Source organism: Citrobacter sp. JGM124, from assembly GCF_018257795.1.
Taxonomy (GTDB): Bacteria; Pseudomonadota; Gammaproteobacteria; order Enterobacterales; family Enterobacteriaceae; genus JGM124.
On record NZ_JAERJD010000002.1, the window covers coordinates 251,736 to 276,337 of the forward strand.

Consider the following 24,602-nt stretch of genomic DNA (forward strand, 5'->3'; position numbering starts at 1 on the left):
CATGAGTTGTCTTACTCATTGCAATCTTCCGTTTCAACCCCAGGCGTTCGTTCCCGTATGTCTGGCGTATTTAAGGGACATCATAACCCAGCGCCGCTTTGCGAATACGGAACCATTGCTGACGATCCATCTCCAGTGACAGCGCGTGAATGGCGGAACGAACCCGTTCAATTTTACCGGAGCCGATAATCGGTAACGGTTGTGAGGGTAACCGCATGATCCAGGCGTAAACGACTTGTTCAATGTTCTCAGCCCCGAGCTCAATGGCCACATCTTGCAACTCATTACGCAAAGACTGATATTGATCATCCTTAAACAGACTCCCTCCCCCCAGACAGGACCATGCCATCGGGTGAATACGCAGTTGCTGCAGCTGATCCAGAGTCCCATCCAGTAGCGAATACTGGCAGACTGGGGATATTTCAACCTGATTCGTGGCCAGAGTGAATGGTAATCGGGATTGCAGTAAAGAAAACTGTGACGGGGTAAAATTTGACACGCCAAAGTGCTGAACTTTGCCGCTCTGGTGCAAGTGAATAAACGCTTCCGCAACATCATCAGCATCCATCAACGGGTCAGGGCGATGGATCAGGAGTAAATCAAGCCGGTCTGTGGCCAAGTTTTTCAGCGAATTCTCAGCACCGTGAATAATATAGTCACGGCTGGTAATATAATGACCAATCTTGTTTTCAGTTTTTGCCCTGGTGGCAATGCCACACTTCGTCACAATCTGCATTTTATTGCGCACATGACCAAGCTGCTGCAAGGCTTTACCAAAAGTCGCTTCACACTGGTAACCACCATAGATATCCGCATGGTCTACCGTTGTAATCCCCAGATCAACATGTTCTTCTATAAAACTAGCCAGCTGCCGGGATGTCATTCCCCATTCCATCAAACGCCAGTATCCCATTACCAGACGTGAAAATTCGGGGCCCTGGGGAGCTGTTTTAATGCGTTGCATCATAATATTATCGCCTTTTAAGAAAGAACCCGGGTCGTATTCAATTAAAACAGGGAGGGCTGCTCGGGCTCTTCATCCTGACGGGTTTTAGCCCCCCGAAGTTTACGTAACAAACGTGACCGACATAATCGTAAAACTTCCTGCTTTTGACCGTCATTCATCGTCTGCCAGTTAAAACGCTCTTCCCGACTTCGGAAGCAACCACGACAAAAACCGCGATCATCTGACTGGCAGATACCACGGCACGGACTTTGTAATGGAAAAAACTCAAGCTGCTCTGACAAGGCACAACCCCTGATTTAATCATAAACTTATTGAAGTCTTATCAACCGACTCTTGCAAGTCATTAAGACAAATAATGTGCTCTCACTGATTAAAACGTTAGCTGACAGGCACCATTAAAAGTGACGGTGTCACAACTCTGGTTGTGTCTGAAAGGAAAAATAGCAGGGGGGGAGCGTCACCATGCTGGCTGTTGGGGCAATTACGCCAGAAATTATGACCCGGATATTGCATTAGACCGAATGGTCTATTATATTGACATGATGAACAGAAATCCTGAGCATGATACTCGCAAGCATCTGCTTGCCACTGGTGAACAGCTTTGCCTCGCCCGCGGTTTTACGGGAATGGGGCTGAGTGAATTGTTGCGTACCGCGGAAGTTCCAAAGGGATCGTTTTACCACTACTTTCGTTCTAAAGAGGCGTTTGGTGTGACGATGCTTGAGGATTATTATCGCCGTTTTAATCAACAATTTGAAACTCAGCTTGCAGCCCCACCCGGGGCCCGTGGTCAACGATTGCTCAATTGGTACCAGGATTCATTGCATGAATTTTTTGCCAGTGGTCATCTGACCAACTGTCTGGCAGTCAAGCTCTCAGCCGAGGTCTGCGATCTCTCTGAAGATATGCGTGCCGCTCTTGACTGTGGTGCAACCAGAATGATGGAATTACTGGCGCACTCTCTCGAACAGGCTCGAGCTGAAAAAGAGCTCTATTTCACCGGTGAAGCACCAGCCCTGGCTCAGGTGCTTTATACATTATGGCTAGGGGCCAGCTTGCAGGCAAAACTATCCCGTAAAGCCACCCCCCTGGAAAATGCTCTGGCACATATTAAGACCTTGCTTGTTGTGCCTGTCCCCTGACAGGTATTTTATTTGTCCATTCACTAGTCGACCAGTCTATTTGAGGTGCACATGTCCCGTGAAAAAGTTTTTACCCCATTAACTGTTGGAGCGATCACCGTCCCTAATCGTATCTTTATGGCCCCCCTCACCCGCCTGCGTAGCATTGAACCGGGGGATATTCCAACCCCATTAATGGCGGAGTATTATCAGCAACGCGCCAGTTCTGGTTTGATTATTACCGAAGCGACGCAAATTTCTTTCCAGTCAAAAGGCTATGCTGGCGCACCGGGTTTGCATACTGATGAACAAATCGCAGCCTGGAAAATCATCACTAATGCGGTGCATCAGCATCAGGGACACATTGCGGTACAACTTTGGCACACAGGTCGTATTTCCCATTCCAGCATTCAGCCTGATCAGCAAGCGCCGGTAGCTCCTTCCGCAATCAATTCAGGAACCCGCACCTCCCTTCGGGATGAAAATGGTCAGGCTATCCGTGTTGATACTTCCGACCCACGCGCCCTGGAACTGAGTGAAATTCCGGGTATTGTTGCTGATTTTCGTCATGCAGCAGCCTGTGCCCGTGAAGCCGGATTTGATCTTCTGGAACTCCACGGAGCGCATGGCTATTTGTTGCATCAATTTTTGTCTGCTGCTTCAAACCAGCGTACAGACGAGTATGGTGGTAGCCGTGAGAACCGTGCCCGCCTGCTTCTGGAAGTGGTTGATGCAGTCTGCGCTGAGTGGGGAGCGAATCGTATTGGTATTCGTCTCTCACCTATTGGTAGTTTCCAGAATGTGGATAACGGCCCTGATGCTGAAGAAGATGCACTGTATTTAATTGATGAACTCAATAAACGTGGCATCGCCTATATTCATCTGTCTGAACCTGACTGGGTTGGTGGTGCGCCTTATAGTGACGTCTTCCGTCGCACGGTACGTGAACACTTTAATGGTGTGATCATTGGTGCCGGGGCTTATACCCTTGAAAAAGCAGAAACACTGATTGATAAAGGGCTGATTGATGCGGTGGCTTTCGGCCGGGATTATATCGCTAACCCTGACCTGGTTGAGCGATTCCAGCATCAGCGCCCGCTGAATGAACAACGGCCTGAGTTCTTCTACGGTGGCGATGCTGAAGGTTATACCGACTACCCTACGTGGTCTGAATAACGGGCAATCATTGATAGCGGCGGGTAATCGCCGTTATACTCAACAATTCCTGTAACACATTGTTTAATCTGATGAGGACAATATGCGCCTACTCCATACCATGTTACGTGTTGGTGATTTACAACGCTCTATCGATTTTTATACCAAAGTATTGGGTATGAGCTTACTGCGTACCAGTGAAAACACGGAATACAAATATACTCTGGCGTTTGTCGGCTACGCTCCGGAAAGTGAGGCCGCCGCCATTGAATTAACCTATAACTGGGGTGTTGACAGTTATGAACTTGGTAATGCTTATGGGCATATCGCGTTAAGTGTTGATAACGCTGCCGACGCCTGTGAGCGCATCCGCAATAATGGCGGGAATGTAACCCGTGAAGCTGGCCCGGTCAAAGGTGGCTCCACTGTGATTGCCTTTGTTGAAGACCCGGATGGTTATAAAATCGAGCTTATCGAAGAGAAAGACGCCGGTAAAGGCTTAGGCCACTGATATACCCTATTGGGCGTATCTTACGCCCAATACTGCATCCCTCGCTAAAATTTGCCATAATGCGCCCTGCACTTTCCCCGTATTAAGAGAATCAGATGTCAGACAACACGCAATTGCATGGCTTATGCGACCGTTTTCGTGGGTTTTACCCAGTGGTTATTGATGTTGAAACCGCAGGATTTAATGCCAGAAGCGATGCGTTACTGGAAGTAGCCGCTATTACACTAAAAATGGATCAAGATGGCTGGTTGCTGCCTGACGAGACAATCCATTTTCACGTTGAGCCTTTTGAAGGTGCAAATTTACAGCCTGAAGCGCTCGCTTTTAATGGTATAGATCCACATAACCCGTTACGTGGTGCTGTCAGTGAATATGATGCCCTGCATGCTATTTTTAAGGCCGTGCGTAAAGGTATGAAAGAGACTGAATGCAGCCGGGCGATTATGGTGGCACATAATGCGACGTTTGATCACAGTTTTATGATGGCTGCTGCCGAACGCGCCTCCCTGAAACGTAACCCTTTTCACCCGTTTGTCACCTTCGATACCGCCGCACTGAGTGGCCTGGCTTTGGGGCAGACAGTCCTGGCAAAAGCCTGCACCGCCGCAGGGCTGGACTTTGATAATACTCAAGCCCATTCCGCATTATACGATACCGAACAAACAGCTTTGCTGTTTTGCGAAATCGTTAACCGCTGGAAACGTCTTGGCGGCTGGCCGTTAGCCCTGCCTGAAGATTCGGCATCGGCTGCTGATTAAGTGCCACATCATCCGTTCCCGGATTGACTATTGTTATCACGGCAACAGGGTATGACGTGGTAACAGTAGTCCCCCCAGTCGTTCACACGAATACCCATAGGGCCCGTCCGGGCAGATATCTGCCTGTCAGGTTCCTGAGAGCAGAAAGGATTACCTGTCGAGCGAAGGCAAAAAAATGACCGACAGGGGAATGCCCCTACCGGTCATGATTAAACAGGCGCCTTTCTTAAGCCTGTACTGCGTATTTATGCTTCCGGGGTCGGGTATTTAGCCGCTGTCTCTTTAATCAGCGCCTGCAGTTCACCGCGTTGGTACATTTCAATAATGATATCGCAGCCCCCGACCAGTTCCCCATCAACCCATAACTGAGGAAAAGTTGGCCAGTTGGCGTACTGTGGTAACTCTGCGCGAATATCAGGGTTCTGCAGAATGTCAACATAGGCGAAACGCTCACCGCAAGCAGACAGCGCTTGTACCGCCTGAGCAGAAAAACCACAGCTTGGTAATTTAGGGGAGCCTTTCATATAGAGAAGAATAGGGTTCTCTGAAATTTGGCGTTGAATCTTTTCAATTGTGCTCATTGCATGCTTCCTCAGACTTTTTTATAGCGCTTTAGTTGCTTATTGTAGCCAGTAGAGCCCCTATCAGAAAACAACATTTTTTATACGGGATTGTATCTGTGTCGCCTTTGCTACAAATGGTTGCAAAACATCGAACTTTTTAACCTTGCAAAATACCCTAGAATAAGACTTAACTACTCAGACTGTTTAAAATTTTTGCAGTGGATAACATTATGCGTTTTTCATCAGTTAAAGCTATTAACATCAACAGGGTTTATGCATTAGTATTAACGAATTCCGCTAATACTGAACAGCGGATAACGAGTTTTCCTAATAGATTACCGCCCATGGTGATGTCGATGTCGTCATCATGTTTTCTTCCACCAGAGGATTGACGAGTGGCACGGATAAAAACACGTTCTCTTACTCTCTGTACTCTGCTACTGGCATTGTCCTTTACACCATTGACTCAGGCATCTCAACAAACTCGCTCGACTGAGTTAACCAAGGCTTCCGTCACCAGCGAAACCAAGAAGAGCAAAGAGAAGTCCCGGCAACAAAACAGCAAAAAAAACGCCCCCCAAAAAAGCTCACACCGACAAGTCAGTACCAGCACTAACAAAGCACGAACTATCCATAAATCCCAGCCAGCAGCTAAAACCACTAAACCGTCACGTACAGCGCATAAAAAAAACACGGCCAGAGTGGTGCACGCAACCTTAACTAAAACCGCGTCAGCTTCTGCAAAATGCACAACTAAAAAAGGGTACAAAAATCCTTGTACCCTCAAAGCGCAGAAAAATCAGTCATTAGCCCAGGCGCACAGAATCCGGGTACAAAAAGCACAAAAGACCGCCATGCATAAATTAATGGGGCAATTGGGGAAACCCTATCGCTGGGGTGGTACCTCTCCGGTAACGGGTTTTGACTGCAGCGGGCTGGTTTATTACGCCTATAAAGACCTGGTTAACTTCCGTATCCCACGAACAGCTAATGAAATGTATCATCTTGAAGATGCTGCTGCGGTGAAAATGGGCGAACTTGAGAGTGGTGATTTGGTTTTTTTCCGCATTCAGGGCCGGGGAACAGCTGACCATGTGGGTGTCTATGTAGGGAATGGTAAGTTTATTCAGTCCCCCCGCACGGGTCGTGATATTCAGATAACCTCACTCAGTGAGGACTACTGGCAGCGTCATTACGTGGGCGCCCGCCGTGTAATGACAGCAAAAAATCTGCGTTAATGTCCCGGCGGAAAACCGTTAACCACGGCGTACTGGCACAATAAGCGTCCTCTGGCATGACCAGAGGACGCTTATGATTAATGCAGTGCCGCGATAAACCCCGCCACAACAATCAAAGCCAACGCGATAACTGTCGTCATCAGGGATAATTTCAGATCAGTGTTCATCACTATTCTCCTTTTAATACCTTACAAAGTTTGAGGCTTCGTTGATTTTCCCACAGTTGTGCGTAAAAATCATGTTATCTCTTATAATAAGCGTTTTTTTCTGCTTCCACTTTTTATCAGGATCGTCCAAAATCCTCTGCTACTTAATCGCCTGATAACACCCCTCCACATCTCATGTCGTACTCCGACAGGCCCATCCGGTTGAGTATGTCTGGATTGGGCGGAGGCAAACGTTTAACATCAAGTCCTCAGGAGGTTACAATATGGTCTGGAGTGACAATTAATGGCAACAATTAAGGATGTAGCGAAGCGCGCAAACGTTTCCACTACCACGGTATCGCATGTAATCAATAAGACGCGATTTGTAGCAGAGGAGACGCGTAATGCTGTTTGGGCAGCTATCAAAGCACTCCACTACTCCCCCAGCGCCGTAGCACGAAGCCTGAAGGTCAATCACACCAAATCTATTGGCCTGTTAGCAACATCCAGTGAAGCGCCCTACTTTGCCGAAATTATCGAAGCAGTGGAAAACCATTGTTTTGCCAAGGGCTACACCCTTATCCTCGGCAATGCCCATAACAATTTTGAAAAGCAGAAAGCCTACCTGTCAATGATGGCGCAAAAACGTGTCGACGGGTTATTAGTGATGTGTTCAGAATACCCGGAGGACTTGCTGACGACCCTGGGAGAGTACCGTAATATTCCTATGGTTGTTATGGACTGGGGAGAATCCCGGGCAGACTTTACTGACTCCGTGATTGATAACGCATTTCATGGTGGTTACCTGGCGGGTCGTTATTTAATTGAACGGGGTCACCGTGATATTGGTGCCATTCCCGGTCTACTGGAACGTAATACCGGCGGTGGTCGCCATGCTGGTTTTATGAAAGCGCTGGAAGAAGCAAACCTCGCTATTCCTGATAACTGGATCGTTCAGGGGGATTTTGAACCTGAGTCAGGGTATCGTGCCATGCAACAACTCCTGGGGCAGCCCCATCGCCCCACAGCCGTATTCTGTGGGGGGGATGTTATGGCCATGGGGGCGATTTGCGCCGCCGATGAGATGGGATTACGTGTCCCACAAGATATCTCGATCATTGGTTATGACAATGTGAGAAATTCGCGTTATTTTTCCCCCGCATTAACGACTGTTCATCAACCTAAAGAACGTCTCGGTGAAACCGCGCTTAATATGTTGCTTGACCGCATCATTAATAAGCGCGAAGAATCACAGACCATTGAGGTTCATCCCCGAATTGTTGAACGTCGCTCTGTGGCGGACGGCCCCTTTATTGACTACCGACGTTAACTCTTGCAGGGGTCAGTGGCTGCATCTGACTCCTGTAACCACTCCTGGTTCATTGTCTCACTGTCACCTAAATAGTCTAATAGCCAGTTTAAGGCTGGTGAGGCATCATTCTGTCGCCAGGTTAAGCAACAAGAAGAATCGGGGAAAGGGTTCTCTAGCTGTAATGGCTTCCAGCGGCCGGACGCCACAAACGGCCTGGCAATATGAGCCGGGATCATGCCAATACCCAGCCCCGCATTGAGGCAGTCGATGGCGGATGCCCAGTCAGGCACGACCAGCCGCCGTTGGTTACCCAGTAGCCAAGTGATACGCTTTGGTAAGGAACGCGAAGTGTCCTCCAGCACCAGTGATGGCCAGTCGCGTAATAATTCATCACTCAATGGCCCATTGTTCATTTCCGCCAGCGGGTGTGTCGAGACAACCACACACTGCCAGTTTAGCGTCCCCATATCCCGGAAACCATAACGCCCCCCGACAGGAATAGCCTGTGTGGCACCAATAGCCAGCTCCACTCTTCCGTCAGCCAGTGCATCCCATACACCGTTGAAGACCTCACGGGAAACATGCAGTTCGACATCCGGGAAATGACGATAAAAATCAATAACCAACTGACGGATACGCTGAGGTTTGACAATGTTATCAACGGCAATAGCCAGCTCTCCCCGCCAGCCATTCGCTATCTGCTGACACTGCTGGCGTGTTGCCATCATTTTTTTGATAACAAAACGGCCTTCTTTTAAAAAAAGTGCCCCGGCTGCTGTCAATTCAACATCCCGATGTCGACGTTCAAACAGCGGTACCGCCAGCCATTCCTCCAGTTGACGCACGGTATAACTGATTGCCGACGGCACACGGTGGAGCTCTTGCGCCGCACCGCTAAAACTGCCGTTACGTGCCACAGCATCAACGACTTCCAGTGAATATTCAGACCACATGCTTTGCCTGCAAAATTTTTGAATGCAATAAGCAAATATTAGCGTTTTACAACAATATTACCACTCCGTAGACTTTTGCCACATTCGCCTGCTTTTTATTACATCTAAATACAAGAGAAAGATATGCAACCATCAAAGGGATTTCTTATATGGCTGGCTGGCCTGAGCGTACTTGGCTTCCTGGCAACAGACATGTATTTACCTGCTTTCCCCGCAATCCAGCATGACTTAGGCAGTAATGCCTCAGCGATCAGTGCCAGCCTGAGTCTGTTTCTTGCTGGCTTTGCTTTTGCCCAGCTGGCATGGGGGCCATTGTCTGACAAATACGGGCGGAAGTCGGTTCTACTGATGGGATTAAGTATCTTTGCTATCAGCTGTCTGGGAATGTTGTGGGTCGAAAACGTCACTCAACTCCTCGTCCTGCGCTTTATTCAGGCGATAGGGGTTTGTTCCGCCGCCGTAAGCTGGCAGGCATTAGTGACCGACCACTATCCGGCCCGGCGTGCGGGGCGTATTTTTGCCACAATTATGCCACTGGTGGGACTTTCCCCTGCACTGGCACCGTTATTAGGCAGCTGGTTACTTAATCACTACGACTGGCAAGCTATTTTTGCCGTGCTGTTTATCATCACGCTAATACTTATGGTGCCAGCCCTGTTTCTCAAACCACAACCAGCTAAATTTATCCCTGCCCAAACAGAGGAAAAGGTCAGTTTTTTTTCTCTGCTCCGTTCCCGTACCTACAGTGGCAATGTATTAATGTACGCCGCTTGCTCGGCCAGTTTTTTTGCCTGGCTAACAGGATCGCCCTTTATTATTAGTGAAATGGGTTACGGCGCGGGAGCAATTGGTTTGAGCTATGTTCCTCAAACGATAGCCTTTCTGATTGGTGGCTATGGTTGTCGCAGCGCATTGCTGAAGTTTCAGGGCAAAACATTACTGCCATGGTTATTAGTGCTCTACGGGGTCAGTACTGTCGCTACTTGGCTCATTGCCATCAGTGGTCATGCGACCTTAACCCTGGTACTGATCCCATTCTGCATTATGGCCATGGCGAACGGTGCTATTTATCCGATTGTGGTGGCGGCGGCTTTACTGCCCTTTGCCCATGCCAGCGGCAAGGCTGCTGCACTGCAGAACACATTGCAATTAGGGCTCTGCTTCCTCGCGAGTCTGGTCGTCTCATGGCTGGTCATGACACCACTGCTCACAACCACCAGCGTGATGCTTGGCACTATCGTGCTTGCCAGTGCAGGCTATCTGTTACAGTACAACACCAGACGCTCTACCCTATCCCGCACACATTAACAATGCCCCTGCCAAACAAAAATGCATAATAATCTTGCATATTATGAATCAGTTTCGATAATCATTACAGTTGCTGCTGATTTTGTTTGCAGGGTTTATAATAATGGCGTCAAATCAGTTTGAGTCTATATTGTTTCTTAGAAAAGACGTTAAGTAAGGAGATCTTCCTCCTTTCTTTTTTAAACTCCGGATTTCAGGCTCACGGGCGTTTCGTGAAATTTTTCACGACGACCAGAATAGTGACTACAATATTCAGGGGTTCTGATCACAATGGAGTGATGGAGAAACTATGAGTTCATCGTGTATAGAAGAAGAAAACTTACGGGATAATGAGTGGTACCGTATTGCGAGTGAGATGTTGGGGAGAGCAGGCATTACGCTGAATGGCCCCAATCCTTTTGATATTCAGGTACATAATTCAGATTTTTTTAAACGCGTCCTGCAAGAAGGCTCTCTTGGTCTTGGCGAGAGTTATATGGATGGCTGGTGGGATTGTGAACGGCTGGACATTTTTTTTACTAAAGTACTGGATGCCGGACTCGAAAATCAGCTGCCCCACCATTTGAAAGATACATTACGTATTGCTGCAGCTAAATTAGTCAATTTACAATCGAGAAAGCGGGCATGGATCGTCGGAAAAGAGCATTACGACTTGGGTAATGATCTATTTCAGCGAATGTTAGACAAGCACATGCAGTACTCTTGTGGGTACTGGAAAGATGCAGACAATCTGTCTGACGCCCAGGATGCCAAGCTCAAACTGATCTGTGAAAAACTGCAATTAGCACCGGGAATGAAACTCCTTGATATCGGCTGCGGCTGGGGTGGTCTCGCAGAGTTTGCCGCACGGAATTACGGTGTTTCAGTTTTTGGTGTGACCATTTCGGCAGAACAACAGAAAATGGCGCAGCAACGTTGTCAGGGACTTGATGTCACAATCATGCTTCAGGACTACCGTGACCTTAACGAACAGTTTGACCGTATCGTTTCCGTTGGTATGTTTGAGCACGTAGGCCCCAAGAACTATGCCACCTACTTTGATGTGGTCAACCGCAATCTCAAACCTGACGGCCTCTTTTTACTGCATTCCATCGGTTCAAATAAATCTGATGATAATGTTGACCCATGGATCAATAAATATATTTTCCCGAATGGGCGTCTGCCGTCTGTTTATCAAATCGCTGCCGCCAGCGAGCCCTATTTTGTGATGGAAGACTGGCATAATTTTGGTGCAGACTACGATAAAACACTCATGGCCTGGGCTGAAAAATTCCAGAAGAGCTGGCCTGAGATCAGTGATCATTACAATGATCGTTTCTATCGTATGTTCAACTATTATCTTTATGCCTGCGCGGGTGCTTTCAGGGCGCGTGATATTCAGCTGTGGCAGGTTGTCTTCAGCCACGGGGTGACGGATGGACTACGGGTCGCTCGCTAACACGCGATGTGGTGACTTTTATATCAGCAGGCAACCACCTGCCTAATAAAAAAAAGCCGGGCTGATTGAGCTGCCCGGCTTTTTTTAGCACATCACATTTGATGGCTCAGGTGGAAATACTGATGCTGAAATTATTCTTCCGCATTGATCGCGGGCAATTTAATTTCACGGCTTGCCAGAACCCGCTCAACGGTATCCACAATTGCCTGAGTTTGCGGGTCAATTTCAATATTTACCCGTTGGCCAAGTTTCTTTTTACCCAGGGTAGTACGCTCCAGCGTTTCCGGGATTAAATGTACACAAAAACGTGTTGTGGTTACTTCTCCCACCGTCAGGCTAATACCATCAATACCAATAAAACCTTTATGCAAAATATATTTCATCAATGACGGGTCCAGAACTTTAAACCAGACTTGACGGTTATTTTCAGAGGTTAAAATTTTTGCAACTTCGGCCGTGGTAGCAATATGCCCGGACATCAAATGACCGCCAATCTCATCACTAAACTTCGCGGCACGCTCAACGTTAACGCTGTCGCCAACCTTTAACTCACCCAAATTAGTGATGCGCAGGGTTTCTTTGATTAAATCAAAACTTACGCGATTTCCTTCGATGGTGGTTACCGTCAGGCAGCAGCCATTATGAGCAACCGATGCCCCCGTCTCAAGCCCCTGTAATAGTTCTTCCGGTAATTCAATGACATGGGTGCGGAAGTTTGATTTTTCTTCAATAGATACCAGGGGAGCAACACCCTGCACAATACCTGTAAACATGCTTAAACTCCTGACGATACATAAGGATTTATCGTATTTAAAGCCTATTAATAGTGACACACTCTATCAGCTGAAAAAAAAGCGTGCCAGCAATCATCTGTAGTGAACTATTTTTCACTGGTTTATAAATATTCTCTCGCTACAATAGACCTGATTAAGAAACACTACATCTTATAACCGCCAGCAATTGCGGTTTTTTTAGTCTCCAATTATACCCCATGCCATTCAGACTGTTTGCAGCCCTGGGTGCGAATACGCCATAGGGTTTACCGATATAAATAGAAATAATCAGGTAGGTGTATGCAGAAGTACTTTACCGAAGCGAAGCAGCTTCTTTCCCTGGCTATCCCCGTTATTATTGCCCAGGTGGCGCTCACTTCAATGGGATTTGTCGATACGGTCATGGCGGGAGGATACAGCGCCACGGATATGGCGGCAGTGGCGATAGGAACCTCAATCTGGTTCCCGTCTATTCTCTTTGGTCACGGCTTGTTATTGGCATTAACCCCAACCATTGCCCAGCTTAATGGTTCTGCAAGACGCCATCGGATTGCCCATCAGGTGGGTCAGGGTTTTTGGTTAGCGGCTTTTGTTGCTGTCCTGGTCATGCTGGTGCTCTGGAACGCCGGATATATTATCCGGGCTATGGATAATGTCGATGCGGCACTGGCAGATAAAGCCGTTGACTACTTGCGTACCTTATTATGGGGCGCACCGGGTTATTTATTCTATCAAGTGGGGCGTAACCAGTGTGAGGGGCTATCTAAAACAAAACCCGGCATGGTGGTCGGTTTTATTGGCTTGCTCGTCAATATTCCCATTAACTATATTTTTATTTACGGTCATTTAGGCATGCCTGAATTAGGTGGCGTCGGCTGTGCCGTTGCTTCCGTGGTCGTGTATTGGGCCATGTTCTTTTGTATGACCTCTTATATCCGAAGAGCGGGGTCAATGCGTGATATTAAAAACCCACTCTACTTTAGTAAACCTGACTGGATGGTGCTCAAACGTTTAACGCAGATAGGTTTGCCCATCGCCCTTGCCTTGTTCTTTGAAGTAACCTTATTTGCCGTGGTCGCATTGCTGGTATCCCCTCTTGGTATTGTGGATGTCGCCGGGCACCAGATAGCCCTTAACTTTAGTTCGTTAATGTTCGTCTTACCGCTCTCCCTGGCCGTTTCCGTAACTATTCGTGTCGGTTACTACCTTGGGCAGGGTTCCACAGCCCATGCTCAAGTGGCGGCCCGTACTGGTTTTGCTGTTGGTGTTTGCATGGCTGTCATGACGGCACTGTTTACTATCACGTTCCGCGAACCGATTGCGCTACTCTATAACAGCGACCCTGCGGTTGTCGCTCTGGCAACCCATTTAATGCTACTGGCAGCCATTTACCAAATTTCAGACTCAATACAAGTCGTGGGAAGCGGTATATTACGAGGCTATAAAGACACTCGGGCCATCTTTTACATCACTTTCACCGCATACTGGCTCCTCGGATTACCCTCAGGTTATATTCTCGCCCTGACCCACTGGGCAGGAGCTCCTATGGGGCCTGCTGGTTTTTGGATAGGCTTCATTGTTGGCCTGACCTCCGCAGCGGTACTGATGGTACTGCGTGTACGCTGGCTACAGCGTCAGCCTGCAACACTCATTTTACAGCGGGCGGCCCGGTAACGGTCTTGATCCACCATTCACGCACTGGCTGAGGCGGTTGTTTTAGCAGCATTCTGCACAGAGTCTCGACAGTTGATTGAAATAGTGCAGAAATTTGTATTTTTCCCCTTGCAAGGTGGCAACGGTGCCGTTAATATTCGTCCCCGTTGTCACAAAGACACAATGCGTTCATAGCTCAGTTGGTTAGAGCACCACCTTGACATGGTGGGGGTCGTTGGTTCGAGTCCAATTGAACGCACCATTTCTTGCTCAGTGCGTCCGTAGCTCAGTTGGTTAGAGCACCACCTTGACATGGTGGGGGTCGGTGGTTCGAGTCCACTCGGACGCACCATTTAACAACGTTAAATGGCACCCGGTACTTTCCAGTACAATTTCAAATAAAATAAATATTGCGCCAGTGGCAGCCGTTTTGCCGTTGAACTTCACTGATATTCTGGTCAGTAAAACAAAGTTTTTACAATTTGCGCAAAACCAGTTTTATCTACTGCCCATGCCACATTCCGCCCCTTTTTATCCCTGCTACTGAACAAATATTCATATTATTGCCCTTTGCCAGGCAAGCCCGCGGATAAATATACTCTTTCTTCATCTGTCAGCCGTTTTTCTTTCCCTTCACGAGAATAAATCTTTATAATACGCGCGTTCTTAACTTGAAAGGTTTCAGCCCATTGGACTCCTTCTTAATACAACAAAAATCATCCTCATCACCGTCCGCTGAACCACTAGCACATTTTCTTCTGCACGCTTCTTTTCTGTCACCTATCCTTAATAAGTACTCTTTGCGCAACACGCATACACATTTAAGTTTCGTGGGTTCAGTCCCGCGGGATCAGACTTTAACAATCCTCCTCAACTTATAGATAAGCTTATTATGAAAAAAACTAAAATTGTTTGTACTATCGGTCCAAAAACTGAATCTGAAGAGATGCTGACCAAAATGCTGGACGCTGGCATGAACGTTATGCGTTTAAACTTCTCCCACGGTGACTATGCAGAACATGGTCAACGTATTAAAAATTTGCGCAACGTCGTTGCCAAAACCGGTAAACCTGCTGCCATACTGCTGGATACCAAAGGCCCGGAAATCCGCACGATTAAACTGGAAGGCGGCAATGATGTCAGCCTGAAAGCAGGACAGACCTTCACGTTTACCACCGATAAGACCGTGGTCGGTAACAATGAAATTGTTGCTGTCACTTATGAAGGTTTCACCAATGATTTAAGCGTGGGCAACACAGTACTGGTTGACGATGGCTTGATTGGCATGGAAGTCATCAGTATTGATGGTAAGCATGTGGTCTGTAAGGTTCTGAATAATGGTGAGCTGGGTGAAAATAAAGGCGTGAACCTTCCAGGCGTTTCTATTGCCCTGCCCGCGCTGGCCGAAAAAGATAAACAGGATCTTATCTTCGGTTGTGAACAAGGCGTTGATTTCGTCGCCGCGTCATTCATTCGTAAGCGTTCTGATGTTGTCGAAATTCGTGAATTCCTGAAAGCTCACGGGGGTGAAAATATTCATATCATCTCTAAAATTGAAAACCAGGAAGGTCTGAATAATTTTGACGAGATCCTTGAAGCCTCTGATGGCATCATGGTTGCACGTGGTGACTTGGGTGTTGAAATTCCGGTTGAAGAAGTCATCTTCGCCCAGAAAATGATGATCGAAAAATGTGTACGCGCACGCAAAGTCGTGATTACCGCGACCCAGATGCTTGACTCAATGATCAAGAACCCACGCCCAACACGTGCGGAAGCGGGCGATGTGGCTAACGCCATTCTGGACGGTACCGATGCCGTTATGCTTTCTGGCGAGTCTGCCAAAGGTAAATATCCCCTGGAAGCCGTTACCATTATGGCAACTATCTGCCAGCGTACCGACCGTGTAATGAACAGCCGTCTTGATAGCAGCTTTGATAACCGTAAATTGCGTATCACTGAAGCTGTGTGTCGTGGTGCGGTGGAAACAGCAGAAAAACTGGAATCTGTCCTGATTGTTGTGGCGACCCATGGGGGCAAATCCGCTAAAGCTGTGCGTAAATACTTCCCGAACGCAACCATCCTGGCACTGACAACCAATGAAATTACCGCTCGTCAGTTACAACTAAGTAAAGGCGTTGTGAGCAATCTGGTGAAAGAGATTGCTTCGACTGATGATTTCTACCTGCAAGGTAAAGAAGCCGCCCTGGCGAGTGGCCTGGCGAAGAAAGGTGAAATTGTTGTTATGGTCTCCGGCGCATTGGTTTCCAGCGGCACAACCAATACCGCTTCAGTACATGTTCTGTAATTAACGCCCCGTCGTTGATGATTAAAAGCGCCTGCGGGCGCTTTTTTATTGTCAGCGATCCCCTGTCAGCCGACGAGGAAAGTTAAGCCATTTGCTCTCTTTCTCTTTTTATTTTTAAGTCGGCAAATAAAAACGTCTTTTTTTTATTTATGGCAAGGACCTTAAATAAGAAACATCTGATCCCGGACACCATTTTTTTTTATTTTTTTCCACTATTCGATGTTTCTTTGAGCGAACGATCAACTTTAAATGCATTATCCTGAAAAAATTATTCTCAACATAAAAAACTTTGTGTAATACTTACAAGGCTACATGGAGATTAACTCAATCTAGAGGGTATTTATAATGAATCGTACTAAACTGGTACTGGGCGCGGTAATCCTGGGTTCTGCACTGTTGGCTGGTTGCTCAAGCAACGCTAAAATCGATCAACTGTCTTCTGACGTTCAGACTCTGAACGCTAAAGTTGATCAGCTGAGCAGCGACGTGAACGCAGTTCGTTCTGACGTTCAGGCAGCTAAAGACGACGCAGCTCGTGCTAACCAGCGTCTGGATAATCTGGCTCATTCTTACCGTAAGTAAGAGTAGCTTGATGAAAATGGCGCACATTGTGCGCCATTTTTTTTTGCCTTTCATTTAAGCCTCTCAGCCGCTCGCTAAACGCTTTCCATCTGTCAGCCCTGCAACTACCCTCTTTAATGACGGTTAACGTCCTGAAGGCCGTTTAAGGCCCTTACTGGAAGGATGTAAAGTAGTAACAGAAAAAACAATCTCCATCCTCCCTGAAGAACACCTCAGTCTCCCGGGTCGACGCGGAGTTGTCAGAGAACGGCGGTTGTCAGACGCGAACTGCAGCAGAGCTGCCCTTGTGAATTGTAGATATCAATTTGCCAGACTTGATTATGCCGCCCCACATGGATAGCACGACAGACTCCCCTGACAATCCCCTCTTTTGCTGAACGCACATGGTTGGCGTTCACCTCGAGCCCCACCACCTTCTGTTCGCCTTCACAGCATAAATAGCCGGCAACCGATCCCAGCGTTTCCGCCAGGACCACAGAAGCCCCACCATGTAACAGCCCAAAAGGCTGTCTGGTTCGCTGGTCAACAGGCATCGTGGCTTCCAGCTCATCCGCACCTATCCGTGTAAACTCAATACCTAAGTGTGCGATCAGGGTGTGGTGGCTCATGCCATTGAGCTGTTCCAGGCTTGCTGTACGTCGCCATAGCATCAGATTATCTCCAGCAAGGCCTGGAGCGGGTGACGAACCCCCTGGCCTTCCATTCGTTTGACCTGGCTACGGCATGAATAACCTGTTGCCAGGCAACGCTGGTGTGGTAAACGCTGTAAGGCTTGCTGCCAGGACAGGGCATAAATCCCTTTGGAATTAGCGTGATTAAGTGTCTCGTGACCATAGGTACCCGCCATACCACAACATCCCACATTCACGCCTTCAAGTTTTGCGCCAAAATGGGCAAAAATAGCCCCCCACTGCCCGGTACTGGTCGGTAATGCCGTGGTTTCAGTGCAGTGCCCTAAAAGATACCAGGCTTCATCCTCCGAGGATCGTCTTGCTGTGCCTTCCAGGACGGTCTGTAACCACTCATGTACCAGTTGCACCTGAAACTCGCCCCGCGTCTCTCCCAGTACCTGCCGGTATTCATCCCGGTAACAGAGCACTAAGGCTGGGTCGACCCCCACCAACGGCATGCCTAATCGGGCTATCCGATTCAGCAATTCTGACGTTTTACTGGCCGTGCGGGCAAATCGTTTCAGGAATCCTTTAATGTGCTGGGCTTTGCCATTCGGTGAAAAAGGCAATACCACGGGTTCAAAACCGAGTTTATCCGCCAGTTTGATAAAATCAGCCACCACCTGGGCGTCATAAAAGCTGGTGAAGGGGTCCTGCACCACCAGCACCGTTTTAGCCCGACGCTCAGGGCTAAAACTCTCCAGCTGTTCCAGCGTGGTGTTAGCAGAACGGTGCCCGACCAATTGCTGTTTTAAACTGGGCGTGGATAACAACGGTAAATCGACTAACCCAATATGTCTTTCTGACAATTTTTGCATCCACGTCTGGCGCATGAAGAAATTAAACATTTTCGGCGCCTGAGCCATCACAGGGGCATACTGTTCTACATTCGCCATCAAATGGTCCCGAACAGGGCGCAAATATCGTGTATGGTAAAGTTGTAAAAACCGAGAACGGAAGGCAGGAACATCAATTTTTATCGGGCATTGTGTGGAACACGCTTTACAAGCCAGGCATCCTGACATTGCCTCTTTCACTTCATGGGAGAAATCATAAGCCCCTTTACGGGCTTGCCAGCTGTTACGTGTGCGCTCGATTAATGAACGCAGGCTGGTATTCCATTCAGGCAACTGTTGCTCCAGTTTAAGTGGGTCAACGCCTTGTTCAGACAGCATCCGTAGCCATTCCCGTACCAGGGTTGCCCGCCCCTTAGGTGAATGCAGCCGGTTATGGGTAATTTTCATGGAGGGGCACATGGGGCTTTTGACGTCAAAATTGAAACACAGGCCATTGCCATTGCACTCCATTGCGCCTCGCCAGGCACTGCGGACAGTGACCGGGATTTGGCGATCGTAGGTACCACGCTTCACCGCATCCACTTTCATCATTGGGGCATGACTGCCCCAGGGCTGGCATATTTTCCCCGGATTAAGGCGATTATCCGGATCAAAGACGGCTTTAATACGGCAAAGCTCCTCATAAAGCACCTCACCAAAAAATGCCGGGCTATATTCAGCCCGGAAGCCTTTGCCATGCTCCCCCCACAGTAAGCCCCCATATTTTGCAGTTAATGCAACCACTTCATCTGAAAGGCTTTTCATGAGTACTTCTTGCTGTGGATCACACATGTCCAGCGCTGGACGCACATGCAGCACCCCGGCATCCACATGCCCGAACATGCCGTAGCTGAGATTATGGCTATCAAGAAGGGCACGAAACTCAACAATGTAATCAGCCAAATGCTGTGGAGGCACACAGGTGTCTTCGGCAAAGGGGATCGGTTTCGCCGCCCCTTTCGCATTACCCAGCAAACCGACTGCTTTTTTACGCATTGCGTAAATTCTTTCTATATCAATGAGTCGATCGCAAACCTGCCAGCCAATCACCCCGCCTTCGGCATTGGCTATCAGGTCATTAAGACGTTGGCACAGGGTATCCACCTGCTGATTGATTAGCGTCTCATCATCACCAGCAAACTCAACAATATTGAGGCCCAGCATGGTTTTCCCGGGGATATCAGTAATTAACTGGCTCACCGAATGCCAGACAATGTCTTCCCGGGCAAGGTTTAATACTGTGGAGTCCACCGTTTCAACAGACAGGGCACGAGCCTCGACCATGAATGGCGCATTGCGAAGGGCAGAGTTAAACGAATCATATTTTACATTGACCAGACGACGCACTTTTGGCAAAGGAGTTATGTCGAGTTTTGCCTCGGTAATAAATGCCAGCGTCCCTTCTGAGCCAGTCAGAATGCGCGTCAAGTCAAACTGAGAAAGCGTATCATCAAACACATGGCGTAAATCATAGCCTGTCAGAAAACGATTCAGCTTTGGAAATTTTTCGAGGATCAGTGCACGATGATCACGGCAGCGGGTCAGTACCTGATGGTAAACGCGCCCCACAACCCCCTCTTCCTGTCCCCTGGCTTCGGCAAGTGCAGTAGGCATCGGGTAAGTATTAAGAGTCTCTCCGCCCATTAAAACCGCGGTTACCCCCAGGACATGGTCTGATGTTTTGCCATAAACCAGTGATCCTTGCCCGGAGGCATCCGTATTGATCATGCCTCCAAGGGTGGCTCGGTTGCTGGTAGAGAGCTCTGGGGCAAAGAAATACCCATAGGGTTTAAGGTATTGGTTAAGCTGATCTTTAATCACCCCCGCTTCGACACGCACCCAGCCTTCTTCCAGGTTTATCTCCAGGATGTGGTTCATATAGCGGGACATATCGACCACAATGCCACGGTTCAGAGCCTGGCCATTGGTCCCGGTACCGCCACCACGTGGCGTAAAAACCAGCGAAGTGAAAGCAGGCTCGCTGGCAAGCCGAGTGATTAACGCCACATCCTGGGTAGAGCGAGGAAAAACTACCGCATCAGGCAACAGTTGATAGATACTGTTGTCCGTTGCCATGGTTAGACGATCGGCATAGCGCGTAGCGCTATCTCCAGTAAAACCTTGCTGCTCCAGCGCTTTTAAAAAATTGAGCACCGTTTTTTCCACACCAGGTGCTTGAGAAATTTGTGGGATCATTGATTCGCCGACCCTGTTTATAATCGTTGTAAGTTATCGTTTGCGTCTCTTTTTTTATCATACTTCATTAAAAGTTGCGGTAGTTATTTAAGATAATAAGACGCTCAGTAGCCTTGTTAAAAACCGACAACATGCACCATGATTCTGTTTTCAGTTAACGTTGTTTACACATTTTTGCTGTTTCTTAAGGTGATTATTCCATGGTTAAAACCAATCAGCCCGAGGATCTTCTGCGGATAGTCCTCTCTGTTTTATGTATGTCAGTGATGATCGTCGCCTGTATCTGGATAATCCGCCCTTTCTTATTGGGGCTGGCATGGGCCGGTACCATCGTTATCACTTCCTGGCCTCTGCTTATCAAGCTAGAACGCCTGTTATGGGGAAAACGTATTCTTGCCGTCATCGCCATGATGCTCCTGCTAATCATGATTTTTGTTATTCCTATCTCATTACTTGCCAGCAGCCTGGTACAAAACAGTGCCCCGCTGATTGAATGGGCGAAAGAGGGCCATTTTGTTCTGCCCACCCTCGACTGGCTTCATGACATCCCCGTGGTGGGTAATTCATTGCATAACTTATGGAATAGCCTGCTAAACAGTGGTGGCAATGCCCTGTTTGACCGTGTTAAGCCCTATATTGGTATGACCACAAGTTGGTTTCTGAACCAGGCAATACAAATTGGTAGCCTGTTCATCCATTTAGGCCTGATGCTGTTATTCAGTATTGTGCTGTTTGCCAAAGGGGAAAGTATCGGCTTCAGTCTCCGTCATTTTGCTGCACGTCTTGCTCCCAGACGCGGTGATGCCGCAGTCATTCTCGCCTCTCAGGCCATTCGCGCTGTAGCTCTGGGTGTTGTGGTCACCGCATTGGCACAGGGGATTTTGGGCGGTATTGGCTTGGCAATATCGGGGATTCCATTTGCCTCATTGCTCACGGTGGTAATGATTCTTTGCTGCCTGGTTCAGGTGGGCCCATTACTGGTTCTGGTACCCGCCATTATTTGGCTTTACTGGAGTGGTGATGCTACCTGGGGCACGCTGCTACTGATCTGGAGTTGTGTGGTAGGAACCATGGACAGTGTTATCCGCCCGGTGCTGATCCGCATGGGTGCTGATCTGCCAATGGTCCTGATTCTGTGTGGTGTTATCGGCGGTTTAATTGCCTTTGGTCTGATTGGCTTGTTTATTGGCCCAATGCTGCTGGCTGTCTCCTACCGTCTGGTGCTTGTCTGGATGGATGAAGTCCCTGAACCTCATGACGCCCCCCATAAAGTCATAGAGCAGATAGAAGAAAATATGCATCAGGAAGCCAGTGACAAATAAGTGATGCGACTGAGTGGGAAGGATATCGCCTGTTTTCTGTGATGCCCTTAACACTCTTTTTTCCTTCACTGACGATTGGGATGAATCCGAATGACGCTGCACAGGTGAGTATCTAATATCAAAGAATAAACTCGTGCAACAACCTCATCCCCCATGGGTTGCTCAGACCTCCCCCGGGACAAATTGCTGTGTAGTCTTTGCCCATCTTTGATGGGCTTTTTTTTGCGCTTAAATACCACAGGTTTGAACAGAACAGCCCCCGGCGTGGGTGTTCCACGTTCCGGGGGCCGTTTTGTTTTATCAGCGAAAAAAATCAGCGGGCTTGTTCTGCCAGACTCAACCAGGTTTGCACCACCGAGTCTGGGTTCAGCGACAGGCTATCAATTCCCTGTTCCATCAGCCAGACGGCAAAATCTTCATGGTCAGAAGGGCCCTGACCACAAATCCCGACATATTTCCCTTGTTTTTTCGCTGCATGAATCGCCATCGACAGTAATGCTTTGACCGCGTCATTACGTTCATCAAACAGCGCCGAGACAACCCCGGAATCACGATCAAGCCCCAAAGTCAGCTGGGTCATATCATTAGAGCCGATAGAAAACCCGTCGAAGTACTCAAGGAATTGATCCGCAAGCAATGCGTTAGACGGGATTTCACACATCATAATCAGCTTCAGCCCATTTTCACCACGTTTTAGCCCCTGGCGTGCCAGCTCTTCAACCACCGCTTTCGCCTGGGCAACCGTGCGCACAAAGGGCACCATCACTTCCACGTTAGTTAAGCCCATGTCATTGCGCACCCGCTTCATGGCGGCACATTCCAGCGCAAAGCAGTCACGGAAGCTGTCAGCCACATAACGACCTGCACCACGGAAGCCCAGCATCGGGTTCTCTTCTTCTGGCTCGTAAGGCTCCCCACCTACCAGGTTGGCGTACTCATTAGACTTAAAATCCGAGAGACGTACAATGACACGCTTCGGCCAGAAAGCAGCACCAAGGGTCGCAATGCCTTCGGTTAAACGCCCCACATAGAATTCAGTCGGACTATCGTAGCCCTTCATCAGGGTACGTATTTCTGCTTGCAGCTCGGGAGATTGCTGGTCAAATTCAAGCAGCGCCTGGGGATGAACGCCTATCATGCGGTTGATAATGAACTCAAGCCGGGCCAGCCCGACCCCTTCATTCGGTAAGCAGGCAAAGTCAAAAGCCCGATCCGGGTTACCTATGTTCATCATGATCTTTAGCGGTAAATCTGGCATTTTGTCCACCGTAGAGCTTTTGACACTAAAGTCGAGTAACTCACTGTAGACATATCCAGTATCCCCTTCAGCACAAGAGACGGTGACACTTTGCCCCTCGGTGATGCGATCAGTTGCATCACCACAACCGACTACGGCAGGTATGCCTAACTCACGGGCGATGATCGCCGCATGACAGGTTCTCCCGCCCCGGTTGGTCACAATGGCGGCCGCCTTTTTCATGATAGGTTCCCAGTCCGGGTCTGTCATATCAGTGACCAGCACATCCCCCGGTTCAATGCGATGCATCTCGCCAATATCGTGAATCACTTTCACCACACCGGCACCAATGCGATGCCCAATCGCACGCCCTTCCGCCAGGATGTTACCCTGGGCGTGAAGCTGGTAACGTTCCATTACCTGCCCTTGAGAACGTACCGTTTCAGGACGAGCCTGGACGACAAAGAGTTTTCCCGTATGCCCGTCTTTGGCCCATTCAATATCCATCGGACGGCCATAGTGTTTTTCAATTTGTATCGCTTGCTGGGCCAGTTGCTGAACTTCTTCATCCGTGACAGAGAAGCGATCACGCTCAACGTCGGGTACCTCTTCGATGCGAACTTGCTTACCATGCTCTTGTGTTGCGGCATAGACCATACGAATCTTTTTTGATCCCATCGTGCGGCGCACTATCGCGGGTCTTCCCGCTGCCAGAGTGGGTTTATGTACATAGAACTCATCCGGGTTAACCGCTCCCTGCACAACCATTTCACCCAGCCCCAGGGCGGAAGTAATGAAGACCACCTGGTCAAAACCCGACTCAGTATCAATAGAGAACATCACCCCGGACGAGGCTAAATCGGAACGCACCATGCGCTGAACACCGGCAGACAACGCCACCCCCCGGTGGTCATAGCCCTGATGTACGCGGTAAGAGATAGCCCGGTCATTAAATAGCGAGGCAAACACATGTTTGACTGCTACCAGCACCGCCTCAAACCCCTGAACGTTCAGGAAGGTTTCTTGCTGCCCGGCAAATGAAGCATCAGGCATATCCTCGGCCGTGGCGGAAGAACGCACAGCAAATGAGGCCTGATCATCATCCGCAGAAAGCGTCTGATAGGCTTCACGGATCGCGGTTTCCAGTTCAGGCTGGAACGGTGTCTCGATGATCCATTGCCTGATTTGTGCCCCGGCGTTCGTCAGTTGATGAATATCATCTATATCAGTCACATCCAGTAACGCGTAGATGCGTTGATTCACACCACTTTGGTCAAGAAACTGATTAAACGCGTCGGCGGTAGTCGCAAAACCATTAGGTACAGACACGCCCATACCTGAAAGATTTGTAATCATTTCTCCCAGGGAGGCATTTTTGCCCCCGACCTTGTCTACATCATTCATACCAAGTTGGTTATACCAAAGTACCAGTGGTGAAGAATCAGTATTGGGCATCAAAGCAATCCTTTTTTAAAATGAATGGGTATAAGAAATACCAGACTTCTTAATAAGCTTTGCATATTCCGCGATAAGAATGAACCTGGTGAATCGTTCAAG

Annotated in this window: 21 protein-coding genes and 2 tRNA genes; 14 read left to right on the top strand and 9 right to left on the bottom strand. The window is 48.5% G+C overall.

Translation table 11 applies throughout. From position 1 onward, the window contains the following. Positions 1 to 70: 70 nt before the first annotated feature. Both JK154_RS03695 and JK154_RS03700 read right to left on the bottom strand, forming a co-directional pair. Positions 71 to 967, bottom strand: a complete 897-nt coding sequence (locus JK154_RS03695) for an aldo/keto reductase family oxidoreductase (protein ID WP_211991156.1) — start codon at positions 965 to 967, stop codon at positions 71 to 73. A 41-nt stretch (positions 968 to 1,008) separates the two neighbouring features. Next, on the bottom strand, positions 1,009 to 1,248 hold the full coding sequence (locus JK154_RS03700) for a DUF1289 domain-containing protein (RefSeq protein WP_211991157.1): 240 nt from the start codon (positions 1,246 to 1,248) through the stop codon (positions 1,009 to 1,011). Positions 1,249 to 1,509: 261 nt separating this feature from the next. Here JK154_RS03700 and JK154_RS03705 point away from each other — a divergent pair, with 261 nt between their 5' ends. The 4 genes from JK154_RS03705 (at position 1,510) to rnt (ending at position 4,512) form a co-directional block, all read left to right on the top strand. Beyond that, complete coding sequence (locus JK154_RS03705; RefSeq protein WP_211991355.1) at positions 1,510 to 2,109, top strand: TetR/AcrR family transcriptional regulator; 600 nt, start codon at positions 1,510 to 1,512, stop codon at positions 2,107 to 2,109. A 51-nt stretch (positions 2,110 to 2,160) separates the two neighbouring features. Next, the gene (locus JK154_RS03710; RefSeq protein WP_211991158.1) at positions 2,161 to 3,264 is read left to right on the top strand and encodes an alkene reductase; all 1,104 of its coding nucleotides are present in this window, start codon (positions 2,161 to 2,163) and stop codon (positions 3,262 to 3,264) included. Positions 3,265 to 3,346: 82 nt separating this feature from the next. Beyond that, positions 3,347 to 3,754 (top strand): lactoylglutathione lyase, encoded by a 408-nt coding sequence (gene gloA, locus JK154_RS03715; protein ID WP_211991159.1) that lies wholly within the window; start codon positions 3,347 to 3,349, stop codon positions 3,752 to 3,754. A 95-nt stretch (positions 3,755 to 3,849) separates the two neighbouring features. After that, entirely contained in the window at positions 3,850 to 4,512 is a 663-nt protein-coding gene (gene rnt / locus JK154_RS03720) for a ribonuclease T (protein WP_211991160.1), read from the top strand. 245 nt (positions 4,513 to 4,757) lie between these two features. Here the strand turns inward: rnt and JK154_RS03725 are convergent, their stop codons facing one another. Next, positions 4,758 to 5,093 carry a Grx4 family monothiol glutaredoxin gene (locus tag JK154_RS03725; protein ID WP_211991161.1) on the bottom strand — a complete coding sequence of 112 codons (336 nt, stop codon included), beginning with the start codon at positions 5,091 to 5,093 and terminating at the stop codon, positions 4,758 to 4,760. A gap of 377 nt (positions 5,094 to 5,470) precedes the next feature. Between JK154_RS03725 and JK154_RS03730 the strand changes: the two genes are divergently transcribed. Next, positions 5,471 to 6,313: a C40 family peptidase gene (locus tag JK154_RS03730; protein ID WP_211991162.1), complete on the top strand. Its 843-nt coding sequence runs from the start codon at positions 5,471 to 5,473 to the stop codon at positions 6,311 to 6,313. Positions 6,314 to 6,390: 77 nt separating this feature from the next. Here JK154_RS03730 and JK154_RS03735 read toward each other — a convergent pair whose 3' ends face one another. Next, positions 6,391 to 6,480 carry a YnhF family membrane protein gene (locus JK154_RS03735; RefSeq protein WP_211991163.1) on the bottom strand — a complete coding sequence of 30 codons (90 nt, stop codon included), beginning with the start codon at positions 6,478 to 6,480 and terminating at the stop codon, positions 6,391 to 6,393. Positions 6,481 to 6,763: 283 nt separating this feature from the next. Here JK154_RS03735 and purR point away from each other — a divergent pair, with 283 nt between their 5' ends. Next, complete coding sequence (gene purR / locus JK154_RS03740; protein ID WP_211991164.1) at positions 6,764 to 7,789, top strand: HTH-type transcriptional repressor PurR; 1,026 nt, start codon at positions 6,764 to 6,766, stop codon at positions 7,787 to 7,789. Here the strand turns inward: purR and punR are convergent. Further along, positions 7,786 to 8,724 (bottom strand): DNA-binding transcriptional activator PunR, encoded by a 939-nt coding sequence (gene punR, locus JK154_RS03745; protein ID WP_211991165.1) that lies wholly within the window; start codon positions 8,722 to 8,724, stop codon positions 7,786 to 7,788. The two genes, purR and punR, sit on opposite strands and share 4 nt — an antisense overlap. 123 nt (positions 8,725 to 8,847) lie before the next feature. On the opposite strand from punR, the gene punC reads away from it, so the two are divergent. Both punC and cfa read left to right on the top strand, forming a co-directional pair. Then, complete coding sequence (punC, locus tag JK154_RS03750) at positions 8,848 to 10,032, top strand: purine nucleoside transporter PunC (RefSeq protein WP_211991166.1); 1,185 nt, start codon at positions 8,848 to 8,850, stop codon at positions 10,030 to 10,032. Positions 10,033 to 10,321: 289 nt separating this feature from the next. Continuing rightward, a complete protein-coding gene (gene cfa, locus JK154_RS03755) occupies positions 10,322 to 11,470 on the top strand; it encodes a cyclopropane fatty acyl phospholipid synthase (RefSeq protein WP_211991167.1) in 1,149 nt (382 codons plus the stop codon). A gap of 131 nt (positions 11,471 to 11,601) precedes the next feature. Here cfa and JK154_RS03760 read toward each other — a convergent pair whose 3' ends face one another. Beyond that, on the bottom strand, positions 11,602 to 12,243 hold the full coding sequence (locus JK154_RS03760; RefSeq protein WP_211991168.1) for a riboflavin synthase subunit alpha: 642 nt from the start codon (positions 12,241 to 12,243) through the stop codon (positions 11,602 to 11,604). Positions 12,244 to 12,543: 300 nt separating this feature from the next. On the opposite strand from JK154_RS03760, the gene mdtK reads away from it, so the two are divergent. The 5 genes from mdtK (at position 12,544) to JK154_RS03785 (ending at position 16,783) form a co-directional block, all read left to right on the top strand. Further along, the gene (mdtK, locus tag JK154_RS03765) at positions 12,544 to 13,917 is read left to right on the top strand and encodes an MdtK family multidrug efflux MATE transporter (protein WP_211991169.1); all 1,374 of its coding nucleotides are present in this window, start codon (positions 12,544 to 12,546) and stop codon (positions 13,915 to 13,917) included. A gap of 164 nt (positions 13,918 to 14,081) precedes the next feature. After that, positions 14,082 to 14,158, top strand: a tRNA-Val gene (locus JK154_RS03770). Positions 14,159 to 14,171: 13 nt separating this feature from the next. Then, positions 14,172 to 14,248 (top strand) — tRNA-Val (locus JK154_RS03775). A 540-nt stretch (positions 14,249 to 14,788) separates the two neighbouring features. Further along, positions 14,789 to 16,201: a pyruvate kinase PykF gene (pykF, locus tag JK154_RS03780; RefSeq protein WP_211991170.1), complete on the top strand. Its 1,413-nt coding sequence runs from the start codon at positions 14,789 to 14,791 to the stop codon at positions 16,199 to 16,201. 345 nt (positions 16,202 to 16,546) lie between these two features. Continuing rightward, positions 16,547 to 16,783 carry a major outer membrane lipoprotein gene (locus tag JK154_RS03785; RefSeq protein WP_211991171.1) on the top strand — a complete coding sequence of 79 codons (237 nt, stop codon included), beginning with the start codon at positions 16,547 to 16,549 and terminating at the stop codon, positions 16,781 to 16,783. A 239-nt stretch (positions 16,784 to 17,022) separates the two neighbouring features. Here JK154_RS03785 and JK154_RS03790 read toward each other — a convergent pair whose 3' ends face one another. Beyond that, positions 17,023 to 17,433, bottom strand: coding sequence for a hotdog fold thioesterase (locus tag JK154_RS03790; RefSeq protein WP_211991172.1), 411 nt, complete (start codon positions 17,431 to 17,433; stop codon positions 17,023 to 17,025). Then, positions 17,433 to 20,486: an FAD-binding and (Fe-S)-binding domain-containing protein gene (locus JK154_RS03795; protein ID WP_211991173.1), complete on the bottom strand. Its 3,054-nt coding sequence runs from the start codon at positions 20,484 to 20,486 to the stop codon at positions 17,433 to 17,435. The genes JK154_RS03790 and JK154_RS03795 overlap by 1 nt, the downstream gene beginning before the upstream one ends. Positions 20,487 to 20,686: 200 nt before the next feature. On the opposite strand from JK154_RS03795, the gene ydiK reads away from it, so the two are divergent. Further along, positions 20,687 to 21,808, top strand: a complete 1,122-nt coding sequence (gene ydiK, locus JK154_RS03800; RefSeq protein WP_211991174.1) for an AI-2E family transporter YdiK — start codon at positions 20,687 to 20,689, stop codon at positions 21,806 to 21,808. 313 nt (positions 21,809 to 22,121) lie between these two features. Here the strand turns inward: ydiK and ppsA are convergent, their stop codons facing one another. Next, positions 22,122 to 24,500, bottom strand: a complete 2,379-nt coding sequence (gene ppsA, locus JK154_RS03805) for a phosphoenolpyruvate synthase (RefSeq protein ID WP_211991175.1) — start codon at positions 24,498 to 24,500, stop codon at positions 22,122 to 22,124. Between the last annotated feature and the right edge of the window lie 102 nt (positions 24,501 to 24,602).

Excerpts from the sequence above, each read along its gene's own strand:
- JK154_RS03710 (WP_211991158.1), top strand. The coding sequence starts at position 2,161 with ATGTCCCGTGAAAAAGTTTTTACCCCATTAACTGTTGGAGCGATCACC.
- JK154_RS03735 (WP_211991163.1), bottom strand. The coding sequence starts at position 6,480 with ATGAACACTGATCTGAAATTATCCCTGATGACGACAGTTATCGCGTTG.
- JK154_RS03795 (WP_211991173.1), bottom strand. The coding sequence starts at position 20,486 with ATGATCCCACAAATTTCTCAAGCACCTGGTGTGGAAAAAACGGTGCTC.
- JK154_RS03705 (WP_211991355.1), top strand. The coding sequence starts at position 1,510 with ATGAACAGAAATCCTGAGCATGATACTCGCAAGCATCTGCTTGCCACT.
- JK154_RS03790 (WP_211991172.1), bottom strand. The coding sequence starts at position 17,433 with ATGCTATGGCGACGTACAGCAAGCCTGGAACAGCTCAATGGCATGAGC.
- punR (WP_211991165.1), bottom strand. The coding sequence starts at position 8,724 with ATGTGGTCTGAATATTCACTGGAAGTCGTTGATGCTGTGGCACGTAAC.
- ppsA (WP_211991175.1), bottom strand. The coding sequence starts at position 24,500 with ATGCCCAATACTGATTCTTCACCACTGGTACTTTGGTATAACCAACTT.
- JK154_RS03725 (WP_211991161.1), bottom strand. The coding sequence starts at position 5,093 with ATGAGCACAATTGAAAAGATTCAACGCCAAATTTCAGAGAACCCTATT.
- mdtK (WP_211991169.1), top strand. The coding sequence starts at position 12,544 with ATGCAGAAGTACTTTACCGAAGCGAAGCAGCTTCTTTCCCTGGCTATC.
- punC (WP_211991166.1), top strand. The coding sequence starts at position 8,848 with ATGCAACCATCAAAGGGATTTCTTATATGGCTGGCTGGCCTGAGCGTA.
- rnt (WP_211991160.1), top strand. The coding sequence starts at position 3,850 with ATGTCAGACAACACGCAATTGCATGGCTTATGCGACCGTTTTCGTGGG.
- ydiK (WP_211991174.1), top strand. The coding sequence starts at position 20,687 with ATGGTTAAAACCAATCAGCCCGAGGATCTTCTGCGGATAGTCCTCTCT.
- purR (WP_211991164.1), top strand. The coding sequence starts at position 6,764 with ATGGCAACAATTAAGGATGTAGCGAAGCGCGCAAACGTTTCCACTACC.
- cfa (WP_211991167.1), top strand. The coding sequence starts at position 10,322 with ATGAGTTCATCGTGTATAGAAGAAGAAAACTTACGGGATAATGAGTGG.
- pykF (WP_211991170.1), top strand. The coding sequence starts at position 14,789 with ATGAAAAAAACTAAAATTGTTTGTACTATCGGTCCAAAAACTGAATCT.
- JK154_RS03760 (WP_211991168.1), bottom strand. The coding sequence starts at position 12,243 with ATGTTTACAGGTATTGTGCAGGGTGTTGCTCCCCTGGTATCTATTGAA.
- JK154_RS03785 (WP_211991171.1), top strand. The coding sequence starts at position 16,547 with ATGAATCGTACTAAACTGGTACTGGGCGCGGTAATCCTGGGTTCTGCA.
- gloA (WP_211991159.1), top strand. The coding sequence starts at position 3,347 with ATGCGCCTACTCCATACCATGTTACGTGTTGGTGATTTACAACGCTCT.
- JK154_RS03695 (WP_211991156.1), bottom strand. The coding sequence starts at position 967 with ATGATGCAACGCATTAAAACAGCTCCCCAGGGCCCCGAATTTTCACGT.